This window comes from Croceibacterium soli (assembly GCF_009828065.1).
Lineage (GTDB): Bacteria > Pseudomonadota > Alphaproteobacteria > Sphingomonadales > Sphingomonadaceae > Croceibacterium_B > Croceibacterium_B soli.
In genome coordinates, this window is sequence record NZ_WTYK01000007.1 from 22,329 (window position 1) to 40,499 (window position 18,171).

Here is an 18,171-nt window from a genome sequence, read left to right on the forward strand (position 1 = left end):
GCTTCGCGGACCCAAGTCTCACTGCCCCTCCTCTAAAGAGGAGGGGCGAAGGGCTTAGCAGTTGTGCCTAGACCAGCCGCTCCCGAAACCACTGCGCCACTTCGTCTTCGGAGAGTTCGCCGGCTGCGAGCGCCAGGACCATGACTACCAGTTCGGCCTCGCCGATCGAGTAAGCAGCACTGTTGAGGTCAAGGAACAGGAGGGCAGCCACCGCAGCGGTGCGCTTGTTTCCGTCCACGAACGGGTGGTTCCGGGCAATACCGTACGCGTAAGCTGCGGCCAGAGCGGCTGCATCCGGTTCACCATACGCCTGCAGGTTCTGGGGCCGCGCGAGAGCGCTGTCGAGGAGGCCGCGATCGCGGATGCCGGCGGCTCCACCATGCTCCGCGAGCTGTTCGTCATGGAACGCGAGGACGACATCCTCGCGCAGCCAAACCCATTCGGTCACTTCGCCAGTTCGCGTAGCGCGTTGCGGTACCGCTTCATCACATCGCGCGCCGCCGCCATCTGACTGTCGAAGTCGTCTCCGCGAGAGGACAAAGCGATGCCGTCCGGAGTTTGGGTGTAGGTCAGTTGATCTCCGGCCGAAAGGTTCAGCCGGTCGAGGACCTCTTTCGGGAGGATCACGCCGGTCGAGTTGCCGATCTTGACCAGCTTGAGCTTCTTTATGTCGACAGGATGGTTCATACGCCCGTTATAACATCAGCGGCCCCGCCACGCAAGGTCCCGGCGTACCTGGCCATCGCGCATTCCTTGACGTCACGCCCCGCTCGGAGCAAGCGCGCGGCATGACGCACGACGTACACATCATCGGTGGCGGGCTCGCCGGCAGTGAAGCTGCGTGGCAGCTGGCGCAGCGCGGGTTCAAGGTTCGCCTGTCGGAAATGCGCGGTGCCAGAGACGGCCGAGGCGGGTCGACTCCGGCGCACCAGACCGACAGTCTCGCCGAGCTGGTCTGCTCCAACAGTTTCCGGTCCGACGACGACGAGAAGAACGCCGTTGGCCTGCTGCATCACGAAATGCGGCGGCTCGACTCGCTGATCATGCGCGCAGGCGAGGTAGCGCGGGTGCCGGCCGGGTCGGCGATGGCGGTCGATCGGGACGTGTTCAGCGCGGAGGTGCAGAAGGCGCTCGAAAGCCATGCGAACATCGAGATCGTTCGCGAGAAAGTCGACACGTTGCCGGAAAGTGGCGTCACCATCGTCGCCACCGGCCCGCTGACCGCCGCCTCGCTTGCCGAGAGCATCGGCCGGGCGACCGGCGCGGACAGTCTCGCGTTCTTCGATGCGATCGCGCCGATCGTGCATCACGACAGCATCGACATGTCGATCTGCTGGATGGCCGCGCGTTGGGACAAAGGGGGCAAGGACTACATCAACTGCCCGATGGACAAGGAGCAGTACCTCGCCTTCGTGCAAGGCCTGATCGATGGCGAGAAAACTGCCTTCAAGGAATGGGAAGCGGATACGCCCTACTTCGAAGGCTGCATGCCCATCGAGGTGATGGCCGAGCGAGGGGTGGAGACGTTGCGCTTCGGGCCGATGAAACCGGTCGGGCTCGACAATCCCCATTGGGCGACGCCCGAGCACCCTAACGGCCGCTGGCCCTATGCCGTGGTCCAGCTGCGCCAGGACAACAAGCTCGGCACGCTGTGGAACATGGTCGGGTTCCAGACCAAGCTGAAACATGCCGAGCAGGTGCGGTTGTTCCGCACGATCCCGGGCCTGGAGAACGCCGAGTTCGCGCGGCTCGGAGGGCTGCACCGTAACACCTTCCTCAACTCGCCGATCCTGCTCGACCGGCAGCTCAGGCTGAAGAGCGCGCCGCACATACGCTTCGCCGGGCAGATCACCGGTTGCGAGGGATATGTGGAAAGCTCGGCCGTGGGCCTGCTGGCCGGTCTGATGGCGGCGGCAGAGCTGGCGGGTCGCGACTGGGTCAGCCCGCCGCGGACATCGGCCATGGGCGCGCTGCTGGCGCACATCACCGGCGATGCAGAGGCGGACAGCTACCAGCCCATGAACGTCAACTTCGGCCTGTTTCCGCCGCTGCACGACGTGAAGAAGAAGTCCCGCAAGGAGGCTTACACCAGCCGCGCCAAGGCCGATTTCGGCGAGTGGCTGGCCGCCGAGCGCATCCCCGCGTAGTCGGGCCGCCACGCCCAATCTTCAACAGTTGCAGCGCGGCCTGGCGGTGGGCTTCGGCGCGGTAGTGGCGAATTCGGCCGGGCTCAGCTCGCCGTTGCGGTCCGCATCGGCGCCGGCGAACTTGTCCGATGTCTTCACGGCCCATTCCTCGAACGTCAGCAGGTTGTTGCCGTCGCGGTCCAGCTTGCGGAATGCGTCGGTGCGGCTCGCGAGCATTTCCTCGCGCGTGATCCTGCGGTCGTGATCGCGGTCGTAGCGGAAGAAGCGCCGCTCCTCCTTGCTCAACTCGCTCGCTTCGGGCGGTGCCGGGCCCTGGAGACCGGCAATGTCGGCGCTCGGCAGGCCCGTGGGCTGCGCGGCCGGCGGCAGGGGCGGCGGAGCGCCGCGCTCGACCGCGGCGCGGCCCTGCAGCCAGAACAGCCCGATACCGACCAGCACGAGCGCCACCAGCGCCCCCAGGATCACCCTGTTCACGATCGCCCCCCAACCATCGGGAGCGGAGCATAGCTCAGCGGCCCGCGATTCCAAGACGCATAGCCAGGGCCGCGGCTCCGGGGCCGTCGAGCAGCGGCGTGCCCCCTCGCCTCACCCCCCGCTGCGCCAGGCCGGCAAGCACCGTGAGGGGACGCAGCGCGCGCGGAAGCCTGCCGCAATTGCCCAGTCGGCGGGCCGCCTCGATCACAGCTTCCCGCTCAGCAGCATTGGCGATGTTCGCCGCGAGATCGCCGAGCGCCCAGACTTCGCCGCAAGCCCTGGCCGCGAGCGGATCCGCGCCGAGCTCGGCCGCAAGCTGGCCGAACGCCGCGCCCCGTCCGCCGGCGAACTCAGCGATCGCGGCGGAGTCGAGCTGCTCGGCCAGCAGCATTTCCCAACCGTCGACCAGCGGCGTCAGCGCGGCCGGGTTCCGCCAATGCCGCAGCAGGGCCAGCAGAGCGTCGCCGCGCGGCCACTGTGCCGGCTCCTTGGCCAGCGTGTCGCGCCACCAGGCGAAGCGCATCTGCGCCAGCACCGGCTCGCTCTTGCGCTGCAGGGTCCTGGCAAGGCGCGCATCCAGCGTCAGCAGGGCTAGCGTCGGCTCCCTTGCGACGCGCGGTGCGTAGGCCAGCGCCAGCCTTTGCGCAGGAGGAAGCTCTTCGACCAGGATCATCGTGCGCCGCCATCGGCGGCCCTGCACCGGCGGTCAAGCACCGCTGCTCGTAGAACCCGCAAGACATGGTGAGCAGACGTTAACCCGTTTCCTTTACTCGGTGGTTGGCACGATTGCCTAGGACCATGTCCGACCGCACTTTTCCACCAGAGGCAGGGGCTGTCCCCACGATGATTATCCGGTTCTTGAGACGCCTCGCGCGTTCGACGAGTGGCAACGCCATGATGTTCGTCGGCCTGGGCATGCCAATGCTGGTCGGCGCGGCCGGCTATGGCGTCGACACGGCGCAATGGTACATGTGGCAGCGCGAACTGCAGCACTCCGTGGACCAGGCGGCCATCGGCGGCGCCTGGGCGCTCGTCTACGACGAGAGCGCCGATTACGCGAAGCGGGCGGAGCAGGAGTTCTTCGGCAACCAGGCGATTACCGAAGACTTCGCCAGCGAACCCGAGATCCAGCTCACCAGCTACGACGGCGGCGCCGCCAACAGCGTTCTGGTGACCGCCAGCGTCACCCGGCAGCTGCCGTTCACGGGCCTGTTGCTCAGCCGCGCCGTAACGGTGACGGCGTCGGCCCAGGCAGCGTTCAAGTCGGGCGGCAAGTTCAACGCGTGCCTCATCACGCTGCGGAAAGACGGAACCACGTTCAAGGTCGGCGGCAGCGCGCACGTCATCGCCAACTGCGGCCTGGGCGCATTGTCCTGCAGCGACAACGCGATCGTCATCGACGGAAGCGCCACGGTGGAGACCACCGCGATCACGACGTGCGGAACTGCCGATGTCCCTCCAGACCTGGAAGATTCGGTAACGGAAAATGTCGGGGAGGACGCGCTGTACGACGCCTATGGCGATCTTCCCATTCCGGCGCCGACTGGCACTACGCCCGACAACACCAAGAAGGATTACTGCGTCGGCAACGGCAACAACGCCATCGCCAACCTGAAACCCGGAATCATGACCGGTGGGTACGTTGCCAAATGCGCGACGAACTTCGCGCCGGGCGTCTACTTCATCGATGGCGGAACGCTCGACCTTTCGACCAACGCTACCGTGGTGGGCCACAACGTGCTGTTCGTCTTGCGGAAGGGAGCCGAACTCAAGTTGGGCGGCCAAGGCGGCGGCGGCTCGATCACGCTTTCGCCGATGGGCGTCGAAATCGCCAGTCAGAAGGGCTTCGCGGGAGAGGATGCCGAGCGCCTCGCGCGGATGCTGTTCATCGAGGACAAGACCGGCGAGACCGAGCCTGCCCAGCACCAGGTCAACGGCAACTCCAGGCTCAACCTCGAAGGGATCCTGTACCTCCCGAACGGCGACGTGCAGGTCAACGGTGACTCCGGAACCACCACCAAGCTGTGCTTCCAGATCTCCGCCTACACGCTCGACATTCGCGGCAGCGCCTATTTGAGGACGCTTTGCGAAGCCGAGGAGAGCACCGAGTTGGGCGAAGAAACTCCTACCGTGAGGCTGGTGGCATGACGCTGCGCAGCCCTCTCCAACTGCTGCGGGACGTCTGCGGGACGATGGCCATCGAGACGGCCGTGGTCGCTCCCGTCCTCGCCGTGATGGCGATCGGAGTGTTCGAGGTCGGCACGCTGGTATCGCGGCAACAGGAACTACAAAGCTCCGCCAGCGAAGCCGAGGGCATCATCCTGGCCGCCGCGGCCGGCGCCGGCACGGATTCCGCCAAGATCGAGCAGGTCATCGAGCATTCGTTGAACCTCGATCCGGACCAGGTCAGCCTGGAGCAGCGCTTCCGCTGCGACACGGCGGAGACCATGACCGACGACAGCACCACATGCGACACCGAACGGCCGATATACCGCTATGTCGTGCTGCATGTGACCGACACTTATGCGCCCGTCTGGACATGGTTCGGGATGGAGCCGCACACGTACGACGTCGAACGCACGGTGCAGGTGCAATGACGCCCTCGCCCTGCCGCGACCGGCCGGTCAAGTTGCGCCACGACGAACGCGGGAGCGTGCTGATCGAATTCGCGCTGCTGGCCCCTGTGTTCCTGACGCTGCTGATCGGCGCCGTGCAGGTCGGCCTGCACATGCAGAACGCCAATGCCGTCCGCAACCTGGCCTCAGACGGCGCGCGCTTCGCCGTCGTCCAGTACCAGAGGGAACGGCACAGCCCGACCGAGGTGATCGAGACGTGGATCCGTTCCGAGGGCGTCGGCGGCAAGTACAACCTCAATACCGACAGGCTCGGCGTCACCGTCACGGAACAGAGCCCCAGCCGGATCGCCGGATCGATCGAAATGAAGATACGGGTCACCTACAGTGCGCCCGACTTCCTCGCGTTCGTGCCGGGTGACGTGCTCGAGTTGCAATACGAGCGGCCGGTGTTCCTGCTGGCACCGTCCTGAACCGCCCTGCCCGGCACCACTAACCCCTCACCCTGAACCCGGTTCAGGGTTCATCGCGCCACCCGCACCGACGGCGCGAGCGGGCAAATGGGTGCTGAAACGAGTTCAGCATGACAGCAATGGTGGCGGACCTTACTTCCCCACCGCAGCTCTCATACAAATGTGCCGTGCCGGCGCTCAGCCCTTGTAGCAGACCTTGCGCACGGCCTCGGCGATCCTGTCGCTGTCGATCAGTGCCATCGATTCCAGGTTCGCGGCGTACGGCAGCGGCACGTCTTCGTTGCAGACGCGCAGCACCGGGGCATCGAGGTGATCGAAGCCCTTCTCCATGCACACCGCGATCACTTCCGAAGCGACCGAGCAGGTCGGCCAGCCTTCTTCGGCGACGACCAGGCGGTTGGTCTTCTTGAGGCTTTCGAGGATCGTGTCGGTGTCGAGCGGGCGCAGCGTGCGCAGGTCGATCACTTCCGCATCGATCCCCTCGCCCGCCAGCTTCTCCGCCGCTTCGAGCGCGAGCCCGACGCCGATCGAGTAGCTGACGATGGTCACGTCCGAGCCCTCGCGCACGATCCGCGCCTTGCCGATCGGCAGTACGTGGTCGTCGAGCTGCGCGAGCTCGAAGTTGCGGCCGTAGAGCAGCTCGTTCTCGAGGAACACCACCGGATCCTCGCTGCGGATCGCGGCCTTGAGCAGGCCCTTGGCGTCGGACGCGTCGTAAGGTGCGATAACGATCAGCCCGGGCACGCTGGCGTACCACGGGGCATAGTTCTGGCTGTGCTGCGCGCCGACGCGGCTCGCCGCGCCGTTGGGGCCGCGGAACACCACCGGGCAGCGCATCTGGCCGCCTGACATGTAGTTCGTCTTGGCCGCCGAGTTCACGATGTGATCGATCGCCTGCATGGCGAAGTTGAAGGTCATGAACTCGACGATCGGGCGCAGGCCACCCATCGCCGCGCCCGTGCCGATGCCGGCGAAGCCGTATTCGGTGATCGGCGTGTCGATCACGCGCTTCGGCCCGAACTCCTCGAGCAGGCCCTGGGTGACCTTGTAGGCGCCCTGGTACTCGGCGACTTCCTCGCCCATCACGAACACGCGGTCGTCGCGGCGCATTTCCTCGGCCATCGCGTCGCGCAGCGCTTCGCGCACGGTCACGGTGGCCATGTTGGTGCCCGCGGGAATGGCCGGGTCGGTGGCCGGCTTCGCGCTGGACTTGAGCTTGTCGGTACCGGAAGCAGCCGCGCCCTTCGGGGCATCGGACTCGTCCGCCTTCTGCTCCTGAGCCGGAGCTTCGGAAGCAGCGGGAGCCGAGACGCTCGACGCATCTTCGCCCTCGCCTGCCAGCATCGCGATCACCGTTCCGACTTTCACGTTCTCGCTCCCCTCGGGGATGAGAATCTTGCCGACAGTACCTTCATCGATCGATTCGAATTCCATTGTCGCCTTGTCGGTTTCGATCTCGGCCAGCACGTCGCCGGCAGCGACCGTGTCGCCTTCCTTCACCAGCCACCTGGCCAGCGTGCCCTCCTCCATCGTCGGGGAAAGGGCGGGCATCTTCAACTCGATCGCCATCAGTAGCTCTCCACCAGCACGTCGGTGTAGAGTTCGGAGGGCTCCGGCTCCGGCGAGGTCTCGGCGAAATCGGCGGCTTCGGCCACGCGGGCGCGGATCGCCTTGTCGATGTCCTTCAGCTTGTCCTCCGCTACGCCCATCTCCAGGAGTTCGGCCTTGGCCCGCTCGATCGGGTCGTTGTGCTCGCGCATATCCTGCACTTCCTCGCGGGTCCGGTACTTGGCCGGGTCGGACATCGAGTGGCCGCGATAACGGTAGGTGCTGAGTTCCATCAGCACGGGGCCCTTGCCGGAGCGGACATGCTCGGCAGCGATCCGGCCGGCCTGGTGCACTTCGAGCACGTCCATTCCGTTGACGCGCAGGCCCGGGATGCGGAACGCGGCGCCGCGGCGGTAGAACTCGGTCTCCGCGCTGCTGCGCTTGACCGAAGTGCCCATCGCGTACTGGTTGTTCTCCACCACGAAGACGATCGGCAGCTGCCACAGGCTGGCCATGTTGAAGGTTTCGTAGACCTGGCCCTGGTTGGCCGCACCGTCGCCGAAATAGGCGAGGCACAGGCCGCCGTCATCGCGGTACTTGTGCGCGAAGGCGAGACCGCCGCCGAGCGAGACCTGCGCCCCGACGATGCCGTGGCCGCCGTAGAACGCATGTTCGGTGCTGAACATGTGCATCGAGCCGCCTTTGCCCTTGGAGATGCCCGCCTGGCGGCCGGTCAGCTCGGCCATGATGATGTTCGGATCGATGCCGTAGGCGAGCATGTGGCCATGATCGCGATAGCCGGTGATGACGCTGTCCTTGCCCTCTTCCAGGCCGGACTGCAGGCCGACCGCGACGGCTTCCTGGCCGATGTAGAGGTGGCAGAAGCCGCCGATCAGGCCGAGGCCGTAAAGCTGGCCGGCTCTTTCCTCGAAACGGCGAATGAGCAGCATTTGCTCGTAGAAGCCGAGGAGCTCTTCCTGGCTCGCCTTGTAGCGAGGATCCTTCTCGAGGGCGTCCTGCAGGCTGTGCAGGGCGAAATCGCCTGCGCCGGCGGCAGAGGGTTCGGAATCGGTCGGTTTTGCCGGGGTCCGGGACTTATTCGAATTGGAACTGGCGGCTTTGGCCAAGGCGTTATTCCCCGTTTCAAGCGGTGCGCGCACCGGCGGATGCGGGGTGCCTATAGGCGCACAATCAGTTAGCTTGCAACGCCTCGCGATAATGCGGGGCGAGCGCCGGGCGAACGCGTCAATCCTGGTCGAGTTCGAGGATGTATTCGTCCGGGTGAACGACGTTCAGATCGCTGCGAATCAGCTCCCCCGCGATGTCCGGATCGACGTGCTCGGGATCGAGCAGCGCGACGCGGTTCTTCAGGTCGGCCCGCTCCCGCTCGAGCTTGGCGATCTGCGCTTCCCGCTTATCGAGCAGCGACAGGTTCTCTCCCCAGGCGAGCATGCCGTAAGGCCCGGCGAACGCCAGCCCACCGAGCACCAGCAGGTAGCCGAGCGCGCCGAATTGCCGCAGTTTTTCTGCGGCTGCGGCGCGGGATGGAAGGGGATGATTCATCGTATCCGACAGAATCATAGTTAAGCTGCCAGTTCAAGCGTTTCCGACAGGAACCTCACGCATTTGCGTTCGCTGGTTGGAAGTGATCGCTTGTCGTTGGCGTGACTGGCGGTTACATCTGAAACTATGGCTGATCTGTTCGACAATCCGCTGGGGCTCGACGGCTTCGAGTTCCTCGAGTTCTCCGCCCCGGAGAAGGGCGTGCTGGAAGCTGCCTTCACGGCAATGGGCTTCACCCTCGTCGCCCGGCATCGCAGCAAGGACGTGCAGCTCTGGCGCCAGGGGCAGATCAACTTCATCGCCGATTACGAGCCGCGCAGCCCGGCGGCCTATTTCGCCGCCGAACATGGCCCCTCCGCCTGCGGTATGGGCTTCCGCGTACGCGACGCCGGGAAGGCCTATGCGGAGGCGATCCGCCGCGGGGCCGAGCCGGTCGACGTCCGCACCGGGCCGATGGAGCTCAACATCCCGGCGATCCGCGGCATCGGCCACTCGCTGATCTACCTGGTCGACCGCTACGAGGTCGACGACAACGGCGCGCTGTCGATCTACGACATCGACTTCGTCTACGAGCCCGAGGTCGAGCGCCATCCCGAAGGCGCGGGCCTGCGGATCATCGATCACCTGACGCACAACGTCTACGGCGGCCGCATGGCCCACTGGGCCGGGTTCTACGAACGGATCTTCAACTTCCGCGAGATCCGCTACTTCGACATCAAGGGCGAATACACCGGCCTCACCTCCAAGGCGATGACCGCCCCGGACGGCAAGATCCGCATCCCGCTGAACGAAGAAGGCAAGAAGGGCGGCGGACAGATCGAGGAGTACCTGCGCGAGTTTAACGGCGAAGGGATCCAGCACATCGCCATGAGCTGCGAGAACCTTTACGAGGTGTGGGACCGCCTTCAGGCATGCGGCACGCCCTTCGCCCCGCCCCCGCCCGACACGTATTACGAGATGCTCGAGGGCCGACTTCCGGGCCACGGAGAGCCGGTGGAGGAGCTGCGCAAGCGCGGCATCCTGCTCGACGGTTCGACCGACGATGGCGATCCGCGCCTCCTGCTGCAGATCTTCAGCAAGACGATGATCGGCCCGGTGTTCTTCGAGTTCATCCAGCGCAAGAAGGACGAGGGCTTCGGCGAAGGCAATTTCACCGCCCTCTTCAAGTCGATCGAGGAGGACCAGCTCCGCCGCGGCGCGCTCAAGCCGACGCCGGACAGCTGAACCCGCTGCGGCCGGCGCGCCTCAATGCGCCGCAAGGCTCTTGCGCGCGGCAAGCCGAAGCTTCAGTAAGCGGCGGACGAGAGGGAGCTACTTCGATGACCACGGCGCCGCGCGCAACTTCCGAAATCCATGGCCGAATCTTGGGCCTTCTTGGCGGGGCTGCCATGGCGATCGCCGCCGCGCCCGCCGCTGCCCAGGTGAGCGACTCGATTATCGTCAACATCATGCGCGAGTGCGCGAAAGTCGACGATCCCAGCGCCCGTCTCGCCTGCTACGACAACAACATCCGCAGTGCGGGCGCCGCGCCGCGCGCCACCGTGCCGGGGCAATTACCGGCACCGCAAGGCGGCGCTGCCCCGGTGGCTCCCGCCGCGCCCGGCGGGTTCGGAGCCGAGGCGGTGCGCACGCCGGAACGCTTCAATCCGGAGCGCAACGGCGCCAGCGAGGTCACTGCGCGCGTTTCCGCCGTACGCGAGCGCGAGCCCGGCGTATATCTCGTGACGCTCGACAGCGGCGCCGAATGGCTGTTCACGGAGAGCACCGCCCGAGACTTCACGCCCCCGCGGCGCGGCGGCACGGTGGAGATCCAGCGCGGCGCCCTGGGCGGCTACCTGATGGTGGTCGGCCGGCAGCAGGGCGTCAGGGTCACCCGCATCAAGTAGTTTCGCGGCAACCGTTCGCGAGAACGGTCAGTCGCGCTGGAATTCGCGCAAGGCCCGTTCCCGCTGCAGCTGGGCGACAGCATTGCGCCGCAGCTTGGCGAACGTGGCAAGGAACTTCTCCCGCTGCTGCTCGCCGAGCGGCGCCATCAGGAAACGGCTGCGCTCGATGCCGGTCTGCTGGATGATGTTGTACAGTCGCTCACCCTCCGGCGTCGGATAGAACTTGCCGTGGCGCCGCCCCGGCCGCCCTTCCCGCGCGACCAGCCCGCGCTCGATCAAGGCTCTCACGGTTCGCCCGGCCTGGCTGTGGTCCCGCTGCAGCGCAGCGGCGAGTTCGCCCCACGAGATCGGCGGGTTCATCGAGATTTCGTTCAGCACCCATGCTTCGAAGCTCGACAGCCCCGTGCTGCGCTTGAACGCTAGCGCGCCGCTGCGGCTGAAGTAGGCGCTCAGCGTCAACAGCGGGGAGACGATCCGCGAACGATCGATCAGTACCGCATCGTCGGCTTTCCGCTCGGTGAAGCGATAGGCTTCGGCGCCGCGTTCCGCGCGGTCGGGCGCGACGGCCCGCGCGCGTTCCTGATCGTAGAGCGACACCGAGCGTTCGAGCAGCAGTTCGATGGCCGCGAAGAAGTCGGACAGTTCCCCGTCCCCGATGTCGAACGTCAGCTCGCGATTGCGCAAGTCGGCCAGGCGCAGAAGGCGGTCCGCCAGGTCTTCCCCGTGCGCCGTCAGCATCAAGGGCGCTCGGATCTGGGCACGCTGGACCATGCCCAGTTCGAGCAGCCGCTTGACCGATCGGCTGACCTGCGCCTTGTCCACTCCGACGGAACTGGACAGGTCCGCCGGCACCAACGGGCCTTTCATGCGCAGGAGGAACAGGATCCGGCGGTCGAGTTCCACGAGCTCCGGCTCGTGGGCGTAAGACAGCTCGGCACTTTCACGAATCTTGTGAAGAACCTGCCACAACTCGCTCTGGAATATGATCGGCTTGCCAGGCTTTTCGCCATTGCCAAGCGCCTGCGCGGACGGCTGCAGACCTTTCAGGATGAGTCCCAGCTGAGCGTTGAAATCCTCCGGCGGTTCTGCCGCCCGCGCGCGGCCGTTCGCGTCGGCCCGAGCCAGCGCGCCGAGGGTGAAGGTTTCGACTAGCGTCAGAGCTTCCTCGGCCATCGGCCCCAGCAGGGCTAGCTGTTCGGCGGCGGGGCGTTCGACCGTGGCTCCCCCGGCAGCTTCGCGCCACAGTGCCGAGGCGTGGTCGCGCAGCACGGTTCCCCACTCGTCCTGCTGCTTGGGCGCAAGCATCAGTTCCGCGCCAGTGCTGTTAGTCCCGGCTTCGCCGTGTCTGCTCATGTGCTGCAAAGTCTCCCCACCCCCGCCGCTTTTGCGGCAACTTATTAGCGTTTTGCCCAACGAATAAACTGCTTTCGGGCCGATGAACAGCGCCCGAACGGCTCATCCCCCGCCGCCTTGTCTGGACCTCCCCGGCATCAGCGGCGGACTTCGTCAACAACCCATGAGCGAGTCAAAAAATCAGACAAACTCAAGCAATCAGACAATCTCTCCCAGAGAGATGCAGATCGGCAACACATGGGTCATCGTGATCGCCGAAACCTTAGATTTCAAGGGTTTTCGTGTAAATCTGGCGACCGCAGGGCCTCCGGTGGCGCGCGTTTGGACCCGATTGGGGCTGCATTGCCGCCGGATTTGATCGAAAATTGCGCGAAACCAGCGAAGCTCTGGCGCCGCAAGATGACTAGCACCTAGACATTATCAACGCTCGACCATAAGAACGGCAATTGACGGAACCCGCCGACTCAGAGGGGGACCGTAGGGGAGGAACTACCTTGGTTACAGCGCTGTAGAGCGCGCCCGGAAACCCCGAAGCGGGTGACCGGGGCCAAAAATCCCCAAGAATTAAGCAGATGCCGAGGCGGGCCACCGCCCTCGGTGCGCATCTGCGAAAAAATCAGGCAGCGGCCGCCCGGCCGCTGACAATTGTGCGAAGGGAGCTCGAAGTGAGGAGTTTGCAGACAACCCGCAATACGGCATTCAAGGCCGTATTGCTCGCCGGCGGTGCCGGTATCGTGGCGTTGGCCCAGCCGGCGCTGGCACAGGATGTCGAACAAGAAGGCGATCCGATCGACGCAGCCGTCGTAGCCGACAGCAGCCAGGCTAGCACCGGCATCGTCGTCACCGGTTCGCGCATTCAGCGCCAGGACTTCCAGGCCAACAGCCCGATCGTGACGGTCGGCGAAGAACTGCTGCAGAATTCGAGCACGTCTTCGGTCGAGGTCAACCTCAACAAGCTGCCGCAGTTCACGCCGGAGAAGACCCCGACGCAGGGTGGCGACATCCAGGCGACCCCGACGAACACCCCGGGTTCCGCAACGGTCTCGCTGCGCGGCATCGGCTCGAACCGTAACCTCGTCCTGATCGACGGCCGCCGTGCGACCCCCGGCAACGCTTCGATGGCCGTGGACATCAACACCATCCCGTCGGCCGCCATCGAGCGCGTCGAAATCATCTCGGGCGGTGCATCGTCGACCTACGGCGCGGACGCCGTCGGCGGCGTCGTCAACTTCATCCTGAAGAAGAACTTCGAAGGCCTCGAGTTCGACGCGCAGGGCGGCATCACCGAACATGGCGATGGCGAGGAATACTCGATCAGCGGCATCATGGGCACCGACTTCGCCGATGGCCGCGGCAACATCAGCATCGCAATGTCCACGGCCGAGCGTAAGCCTTCGCTGCGCGTCGACCGCGACTACTTCCGCGACGTGATGGCCGATCCCGACGTGGGCGGTAACTACTTCTTCCCGATCTACTCGGGCATCCAGCAGACGGGCGCCAATCCTCAGTACCAGGAAGTGCTCAACAGCATGTTCCCGAACCGTCCGCCGAACACCAACGTTTCGGCGACCGGCACGCTGTACTTCCTCGGCAACACGCCGTTCACCTTCGGCAATTCGGCCGCTGGGTTCTCCGGTGTTTCGAACTTCCCGGAATCGCTGGTGGACCAGCAGCTGACCAAGCGCTCCTCGCTCGGAACGCTCAGCCAGAACTTCCAGGAAGATTACATCAACCTGCCGCTCACCCGCTACAACTTCTACCTGCGGGGAAGTTACGAGATCAACGACTGGGTGTCGGTGATCGGGCAAGGCTACTTCAACAAGAGCGAGACCGCGACGGTCCAGCAGCCCGGCCCGATCGTCGGTGGCTGGAACGTTATCGTCCCGCGTTATGCGAACGATGCGGAATACCTGCCGGCCAACCTGGTGGCGCTCCTGAACGCTCGTGGCGCTACGGTTACCCGTGGAGAAAACGAGACCGAAGCCGCCTATCAGGCTCGGATCGCTCAGGTCGGTTGCGGCGTGGGAACGCCCGACGAGAACGACTTCGTATCCGGCGCCAGCTGCGCTTACTCGCCCACCGGCTATGTGCCTGGTCTCGGCAACCGCGAGGTGTTCACCGATCAGTTCACCTACAACCTCCTCACCGGTTTCGAAGGCAACATCCCCGGTTCCGACTGGACCTGGGACGCAACGGTGCAGCGCGGTGAATCGGTCACCAACTCGCTGACCACCGGCACGGCCTCGCTCGAGCGTCTCCGCGCAGTGATGTCCGCACCTCGCTTCGGTGCCGGCTTCTCGCGCGTCGGCAACCCGACGGGCGGCGGTTTCGGCGCAAACGCGGCGACGTGCACGAGCGGTCTCAACCCGTTCGATCCGAACCTGGTCGTGTCGCAAGACTGCATCGACGCCATCGAGGCGCCGCTGAAAGAGACCGGCATCATGGTGCAGACCGTCGTGGAAGCCAACTTCCAGGGCAAGGCGTTCCAGCTCCCGGCCGGCGATGTCCGCACTGCGTTCGGTGCCACCTACCGCAAGAACGCTTACGAGTTCCTCGAGGACAACCTCAAGGAACGCGACAGCGCCTTCAACGACCAGATCCTCGGTATCTACCCTGCTCGCAGCATCGACGAGTCGATCAGCAGCAAGGAAGTCTACGGCGAAGTCTCGGTCCCGCTGATCCACGACACGCCCGGCATCCAGATGCTGGAACTGATCGGTGGTGCGCGCTACTCGGACTCCAGCCAGACCGGCGGCAGCACGACCTGGAAGATCGAAGCGAACTGGGAAGTTACCGACTGGCTCCGCTTCCGCGGCGGCTACAACAAGGCAGAGCGCGCACCGAACATCGGCGAGCTCTACTCGTTCACCCAGAACTTCGGTCTGCTGACCGGTGGTGACGCGTGCTCGATCGGCAACCCGTTCTCGTACTCGGCCAATCCGGCGAACGCGAACGGAGCGCAGGTCAGGCAGCTGTGCGCGGCCCTGATGGACAAGACCCAGATCCCGGGTCAGCCGCTCAACTCGGTGTCGTTCTACGGTAACGGTCTCTCGCCGAACGATCCGAACTACATTGCTCCTTCGGCTGGAGCGACAAGCACGTCGACCGCACCGGGCTTCGCGTTCCCCTACTTCGTGGGCAACCCGAACCTCGAGGCGGAAAAGGCGAAGACGATCACGCTGGGTGCGGTGATCGAGTCCCCGTTCTCGGGGATCTTCAACGCGATGCGCCTGACGCTCGACTACTACAACATCGAGGTTGAAGACGCGATTGGCCTGCAGTCCGGCCAGACGCTTCAGCAGCTCTGCCTCGATCCGGCGTTCAACCCGACGTTCGATCCGAACACCTTCTTCTGCAACAACTTCGCCCGCGGTACGGGCGGCGGAATCGGTGCGGTCCAGCTGGCCTACACCAACACCGGTGCGTTCAAGACCGAAGGCATCGACGCCCAGTTCGACTGGAACTTCGAAGCGGGTCCGGGCCGCGTGTCGCTGAACACAGTGTTCAACTACCTGATCTCGCTGAAGTCTTCGCCGTTCTATTCGGGCATTCCGGAAGAATCGCGGGCACCGTTCGTCGAGTACGCCGGGACCTTCCTGTCACCTGACAGCGGTCTGAGCACGAACGGCGCATACCGCTGGAAGACTTTCACCACGGTCAGCTACGCGCTGGACAGGGTGCGGGTCGGTCTGCAGTGGCAGCACCTTCCGGCGATCGACTCGGGCACGACCAACACCGGGTACCCGGCTTACGACCTGTTCAGCCTGAACAGCTCGTACGACGTGACCGAGAACGTCCGCCTGCGCTTCGGTATCGACAACCTGTTCGACAAGGCGCCGCCGTTCGGCAACGCCAACCCGAACGCAAACCCGGCGTTCTTCCAACTGCCGGGTGGTGGTCTCAACACCAACAACTACGACGCGCTGGGCCGTCGCTTCTTCGTCGGCGCGAACATGAAGTTCTAAGCCTACGTAAGAGTACGATTACCTGGGGGCCCCTCCTTCGCGGAGGGGCCCCCTTTTTCTTTGCCTGCGGTCGATCCGCAATCTGGACAAAGGGGCCCCGCCCGATCACCTTCCGGCCTGGAAAAAATCGAACGGGGAGAGGCTGCCGATGGCGCGAGTAGTCAGGGTTCATCAACTCGGAGGACCCGAGGTCCTGACCATCGACGAGATGGAGGTCGGCGATCCCGGCCCTGGCGAGGTCCGCATCCGCGTGGAGGCCGTGGGGCTCAATCGGGCCGAGGCGATGTACCGTGCAGGCCGCTACCCTGTGAAGCCGCACCTCCCCACCCTGATCGGCTACGAAGGAGTCGGCCGGATCGAGGCGCTCGGCCACGGGGTCACCAACTACAAGGAAGGGGACCGGGTCTGCGTCCTGCCGATGATCCAGCAGGGCCAGTACGGCATCTGGGCCGAGCAGGCGATCGTGCCCGCGCGCATCCTGCTGCCCGCCCCGCCCGGCCTTTCCGCGGCCGAAGCGGCATCGATCTGGATGCAGTACATGACTGCTTTCGCCTTGGTCGAAGTGGCGGACATCGGACTCGGTGATGGCGTGATCATCCGCGCGGCCTCGTCCAGCGTCGGCGTCGCAGCGATCCAGCTGGCGAACTGGGCGGGCTCCGTCCCAATTGCCGCCACGCGCACCAGCGCCAAGGCCGACGACCTGCGCCAGCAAGGCGCGGTGCATGTCGTGGCGACAGAGGAGGAGGACCTGGTCGAACGGGTGATGGAGATCACCCACGGCAAGGGCGCCTATGTCGCTTTCGACCCGGTCGGAGGGCCCTATGTGGAGACCCTGGCCGCGGCCCTGCGGCCGCGCGGCATCCTGTTCATCTATGGCGGGCTGAGCGGGCAGGACACGCCCTACCCCCACTGGCAGTGCGCCTTCAAAGGCCTGTCGATGCGCGGCTGGGTGGCCAGCGAGATCTGGAACCACCCGCACCGCTTCGACCGCGCCAGGGAGACGATCCTGGCGGGGCTGAAAGGCGGTCAACTGAAGCCGGTCATCGCCCGCCAGTTCGAAGGCCTGGAATCGCTGCGCGAGGCCAACGAATACCTCGAATCGAACGATCAGATCGGGAAGGTGGTCGTCACCTTCTGATCAGCCTGATCAGCCTGATCAGCGCTGCTGCGCCTGCTGCTCGGCCAGGATCTGGAGCAACTGGTCGAGCCGGGCCATGCGCCCCTCGATTTGCGCGCGCGCTTCGCTGCCTTCCGGAGTGCGGCCGGCCGCCTCGGCCCAGAGCCCGCGCGCGTCGGCGAAAGCGCCCGCTTGCAGCTGCGCGATGCCGACGAAGAACGGCACGCCGGGGCTCGTCGGAGCGGCGGCTTCCGCGCGCCGGTAGGCGAGCTGGGCTGCGGGCGTGATCGACCCATCCGCCTGGGCGACGAGCGCGTTGCCGAGCGCCAGCCAGGCCTCCCCGTCGTCCGGATCGGCGCGCACGGCGCTGAGGAGCATCGTGGCGGCATCGGCGAACCGATCGCGGCGGGCGAGCGCATCGGCGGTGATCAGCGCATTGTGCTGGCTCCACTGCTCCTGCGGCAGCACGGCGCGGCGCAGCTCGACGAGGCCATCGCCCTCGCCCGAAACCTCGATCTCGGCCGAGCGCGGGCTTCCCGCCATGTCCGGGTTCCCCTGCGCGGCATAGCCTGCAAGCCCGAGCACGAGCGCCGCCAGCACGCTGGTCCACGCCGCGCGCGGCAGGCGGAACAGCGCCGCCATCGCTACGAAAGCGCCCAGCGTAAGGCCGATCGCCAGAATCCAGCTCATGCGCGTTTCCTCAGGCGCCGGGCCACGACCAGCAGCGCCACGACGAACAGGACCAGCGGAAGCGCGAACAGCGGCCAGGTCGCGCTGGTCACCCGCGGCTCGTAGCTGACGTAATCGCCGTAGCGGTCGATCAACCAGTCGCGGATCTCCTCCGGCCGGTCGCCTGCCATGAGCCGGCTGCGGACCTGGTGGCGCATGTCGCCGGCCATCGGCGCGTCGCTGTCGGCGATCGACTGGCTCTGGCACTTGAGACAGCGCAACGTCTGCATCAGCGCCTGCGCCTGCGCCTCGAGCTTCGGGTCGTCGAGCTGCTGGTAGGCGTAAGGCGCCGGCGGCAGCGAATCCTGCGCGGCGACGGGCGCGGCAAGCAGTGCCATCAGCA

At 65.6% G+C, this 18,171-nt stretch carries 19 protein-coding genes; 9 read left to right on the forward strand and 10 right to left on the reverse strand.

Annotated features, from left to right (window positions below):
- Positions 1-67: 67 nt before the first annotated feature.
- Both GRI75_RS11725 and GRI75_RS11730 read right to left on the reverse strand, forming a co-directional pair.
- The gene (locus tag GRI75_RS11725) at positions 68-448 is read right to left on the reverse strand and encodes a type II toxin-antitoxin system death-on-curing family toxin (RefSeq protein ID WP_160747180.1); all 381 of its coding nucleotides are present in this window, start codon (positions 446-448) and stop codon (positions 68-70) included.
- The gene (locus GRI75_RS11730; protein WP_160747181.1) at positions 445-687 is read right to left on the reverse strand and encodes an AbrB/MazE/SpoVT family DNA-binding domain-containing protein; all 243 of its coding nucleotides are present in this window, start codon (positions 685-687) and stop codon (positions 445-447) included. The genes GRI75_RS11725 and GRI75_RS11730 overlap by 4 nt, the downstream gene beginning before the upstream one ends.
- A gap of 101 nt (positions 688-788) precedes the next feature.
- On the opposite strand from GRI75_RS11730, the gene trmFO reads away from it, so the two are divergent.
- The gene (gene trmFO, locus GRI75_RS11735; RefSeq protein WP_160747182.1) at positions 789-2,147 is read left to right on the forward strand and encodes a methylenetetrahydrofolate--tRNA-(uracil(54)-C(5))-methyltransferase (FADH(2)-oxidizing) TrmFO; all 1,359 of its coding nucleotides are present in this window, start codon (positions 789-791) and stop codon (positions 2,145-2,147) included.
- A gap of 21 nt (positions 2,148-2,168) precedes the next feature.
- Here the strand turns inward: trmFO and GRI75_RS11740 are convergent, their stop codons facing one another.
- Together GRI75_RS11740 and GRI75_RS11745 are read right to left on the reverse strand one after the other, a co-directional pair.
- Positions 2,169-2,621: an EF-hand domain-containing protein gene (locus GRI75_RS11740; protein ID WP_160747183.1), complete on the reverse strand. Its 453-nt coding sequence runs from the start codon at positions 2,619-2,621 to the stop codon at positions 2,169-2,171.
- A gap of 34 nt (positions 2,622-2,655) precedes the next feature.
- Positions 2,656-3,294 (reverse strand): hypothetical protein, encoded by a 639-nt coding sequence (locus GRI75_RS11745; protein WP_160747184.1) that lies wholly within the window; start codon positions 3,292-3,294, stop codon positions 2,656-2,658.
- 221 nt (positions 3,295-3,515) lie between these two features.
- Here GRI75_RS11745 and GRI75_RS11750 point away from each other — a divergent pair, with 221 nt between their 5' ends.
- The 3 genes from GRI75_RS11750 to GRI75_RS11760 are packed head-to-tail and all read left to right on the forward strand — an operon-like array spanning position 3,516 to position 5,667.
- On the forward strand, positions 3,516-4,769 hold the full coding sequence (locus tag GRI75_RS11750; protein ID WP_235911483.1) for a Tad domain-containing protein: 1,254 nt from the start codon (positions 3,516-3,518) through the stop codon (positions 4,767-4,769).
- Positions 4,766-5,218 carry a TadE/TadG family type IV pilus assembly protein gene (locus GRI75_RS11755; protein WP_160747186.1) on the forward strand — a complete coding sequence of 151 codons (453 nt, stop codon included), beginning with the start codon at positions 4,766-4,768 and terminating at the stop codon, positions 5,216-5,218. Before GRI75_RS11750 ends, GRI75_RS11755 begins: the two co-directional genes overlap by 4 nt.
- Positions 5,215-5,667 carry a TadE/TadG family type IV pilus assembly protein gene (locus GRI75_RS11760; protein WP_160747187.1) on the forward strand — a complete coding sequence of 151 codons (453 nt, stop codon included), beginning with the start codon at positions 5,215-5,217 and terminating at the stop codon, positions 5,665-5,667. The genes GRI75_RS11755 and GRI75_RS11760 overlap by 4 nt, the downstream gene beginning before the upstream one ends.
- A gap of 177 nt (positions 5,668-5,844) precedes the next feature.
- On the opposite strand, the gene GRI75_RS11765 is transcribed toward GRI75_RS11760, so the two are convergent.
- The 3 genes from GRI75_RS11765 to GRI75_RS11775 form a co-directional block, all read right to left on the reverse strand.
- Positions 5,845-7,236, reverse strand: coding sequence for a pyruvate dehydrogenase complex E1 component subunit beta (locus GRI75_RS11765; RefSeq protein WP_160747188.1), 1,392 nt, complete (start codon positions 7,234-7,236; stop codon positions 5,845-5,847).
- Positions 7,236-8,342 (reverse strand): pyruvate dehydrogenase (acetyl-transferring) E1 component subunit alpha, encoded by a 1,107-nt coding sequence (gene pdhA / locus GRI75_RS11770; protein ID WP_160747189.1) that lies wholly within the window; start codon positions 8,340-8,342, stop codon positions 7,236-7,238. The genes GRI75_RS11765 and pdhA overlap by 1 nt, the downstream gene beginning before the upstream one ends.
- A 118-nt stretch (positions 8,343-8,460) precedes the next feature.
- Complete coding sequence (locus GRI75_RS11775; RefSeq protein ID WP_160747190.1) at positions 8,461-8,778, reverse strand: FtsB family cell division protein; 318 nt, start codon at positions 8,776-8,778, stop codon at positions 8,461-8,463.
- Between the two features lie 126 nt (positions 8,779-8,904).
- Here GRI75_RS11775 and hppD point away from each other — a divergent pair, with 126 nt between their 5' ends.
- Together hppD and GRI75_RS11785 are read left to right on the forward strand one after the other, a co-directional pair.
- Positions 8,905-10,002, forward strand: a complete 1,098-nt coding sequence (gene hppD / locus GRI75_RS11780) for a 4-hydroxyphenylpyruvate dioxygenase (protein WP_160747191.1) — start codon at positions 8,905-8,907, stop codon at positions 10,000-10,002.
- Positions 10,003-10,166: 164 nt separating this feature from the next.
- Positions 10,167-10,664, forward strand: a complete 498-nt coding sequence (locus GRI75_RS11785) for a hypothetical protein (RefSeq protein WP_160747192.1) — start codon at positions 10,167-10,169, stop codon at positions 10,662-10,664.
- Between the two features lie 27 nt (positions 10,665-10,691).
- On the opposite strand, the gene GRI75_RS11790 is transcribed toward GRI75_RS11785, so the two are convergent.
- Entirely contained in the window at positions 10,692-12,017 is a 1,326-nt protein-coding gene (locus GRI75_RS11790; RefSeq protein ID WP_160747193.1) for a MarR family winged helix-turn-helix transcriptional regulator, read from the reverse strand.
- Positions 12,018-12,099: 82 nt separating this feature from the next.
- Here GRI75_RS11790 and GRI75_RS11795 point away from each other — a divergent pair, with 82 nt between their 5' ends.
- The 3 genes from GRI75_RS11795 (at position 12,100) to GRI75_RS11805 (ending at position 17,120) form a co-directional block, all read left to right on the forward strand.
- Entirely contained in the window at positions 12,100-12,375 is a 276-nt protein-coding gene (locus GRI75_RS11795) for a hypothetical protein (RefSeq protein WP_160747194.1), read from the forward strand.
- Between the two features lie 307 nt (positions 12,376-12,682).
- The gene (locus tag GRI75_RS11800; protein WP_328597977.1) at positions 12,683-15,982 is read left to right on the forward strand and encodes a TonB-dependent receptor domain-containing protein; all 3,300 of its coding nucleotides are present in this window, start codon (positions 12,683-12,685) and stop codon (positions 15,980-15,982) included.
- A 148-nt stretch (positions 15,983-16,130) separates the two neighbouring features.
- Positions 16,131-17,120, forward strand: coding sequence for a zinc-dependent alcohol dehydrogenase family protein (locus tag GRI75_RS11805; RefSeq protein ID WP_160747196.1), 990 nt, complete (start codon positions 16,131-16,133; stop codon positions 17,118-17,120).
- Between the two features lie 18 nt (positions 17,121-17,138).
- Here the strand turns inward: GRI75_RS11805 and GRI75_RS11810 are convergent, their stop codons facing one another.
- Positions 17,139-17,789, reverse strand: coding sequence for a tetratricopeptide repeat protein (locus tag GRI75_RS11810; protein WP_160747197.1), 651 nt, complete (start codon positions 17,787-17,789; stop codon positions 17,139-17,141).
- Positions 17,786-18,166: a cytochrome c-type biogenesis protein gene (locus tag GRI75_RS11815; protein WP_202389742.1), complete on the reverse strand. Its 381-nt coding sequence runs from the start codon at positions 18,164-18,166 to the stop codon at positions 17,786-17,788. Before GRI75_RS11815 ends, GRI75_RS11810 begins: the two co-directional genes overlap by 4 nt.
- Between the last annotated feature and the right edge of the window lie 5 nt (positions 18,167-18,171).

What these genes read in the sequence shown, in the direction of transcription:
- GRI75_RS11730 (WP_160747181.1), bottom strand. Translation starts at nt 687, where the DNA reads ATGAACCATCCTGTCGACATAAAGAAGCTCAAGCTGGTCAAGATCGGC.
- trmFO (WP_160747182.1), top strand. Translation starts at nt 789, where the DNA reads ATGACGCACGACGTACACATCATCGGTGGCGGGCTCGCCGGCAGTGAA.
- GRI75_RS11745 (WP_160747184.1), bottom strand. Translation starts at nt 3,294, where the DNA reads ATGATCCTGGTCGAAGAGCTTCCTCCTGCGCAAAGGCTGGCGCTGGCC.
- GRI75_RS11750 (WP_235911483.1), top strand. Translation starts at nt 3,516, where the DNA reads ATGATGTTCGTCGGCCTGGGCATGCCAATGCTGGTCGGCGCGGCCGGC.
- GRI75_RS11755 (WP_160747186.1), top strand. Translation starts at nt 4,766, where the DNA reads ATGACGCTGCGCAGCCCTCTCCAACTGCTGCGGGACGTCTGCGGGACG.
- GRI75_RS11760 (WP_160747187.1), top strand. Translation starts at nt 5,215, where the DNA reads ATGACGCCCTCGCCCTGCCGCGACCGGCCGGTCAAGTTGCGCCACGAC.
- GRI75_RS11765 (WP_160747188.1), bottom strand. Translation starts at nt 7,236, where the DNA reads ATGGCGATCGAGTTGAAGATGCCCGCCCTTTCCCCGACGATGGAGGAG.
- GRI75_RS11775 (WP_160747190.1), bottom strand. Translation starts at nt 8,778, where the DNA reads ATGAATCATCCCCTTCCATCCCGCGCCGCAGCCGCAGAAAAACTGCGG.
- hppD (WP_160747191.1), top strand. Translation starts at nt 8,905, where the DNA reads ATGGCTGATCTGTTCGACAATCCGCTGGGGCTCGACGGCTTCGAGTTC.
- GRI75_RS11785 (WP_160747192.1), top strand. Translation starts at nt 10,167, where the DNA reads ATGGCGATCGCCGCCGCGCCCGCCGCTGCCCAGGTGAGCGACTCGATT.
- GRI75_RS11790 (WP_160747193.1), bottom strand. Translation starts at nt 12,017, where the DNA reads ATGAGCAGACACGGCGAAGCCGGGACTAACAGCACTGGCGCGGAACTG.
- GRI75_RS11795 (WP_160747194.1), top strand. Translation starts at nt 12,100, where the DNA reads ATGAACAGCGCCCGAACGGCTCATCCCCCGCCGCCTTGTCTGGACCTC.
- GRI75_RS11805 (WP_160747196.1), top strand. Translation starts at nt 16,131, where the DNA reads ATGGCGCGAGTAGTCAGGGTTCATCAACTCGGAGGACCCGAGGTCCTG.
- GRI75_RS11810 (WP_160747197.1), bottom strand. Translation starts at nt 17,789, where the DNA reads ATGAGCTGGATTCTGGCGATCGGCCTTACGCTGGGCGCTTTCGTAGCG.
- GRI75_RS11815 (WP_202389742.1), bottom strand. Translation starts at nt 18,166, where the DNA reads ATGGCACTGCTTGCCGCGCCCGTCGCCGCGCAGGATTCGCTGCCGCCG.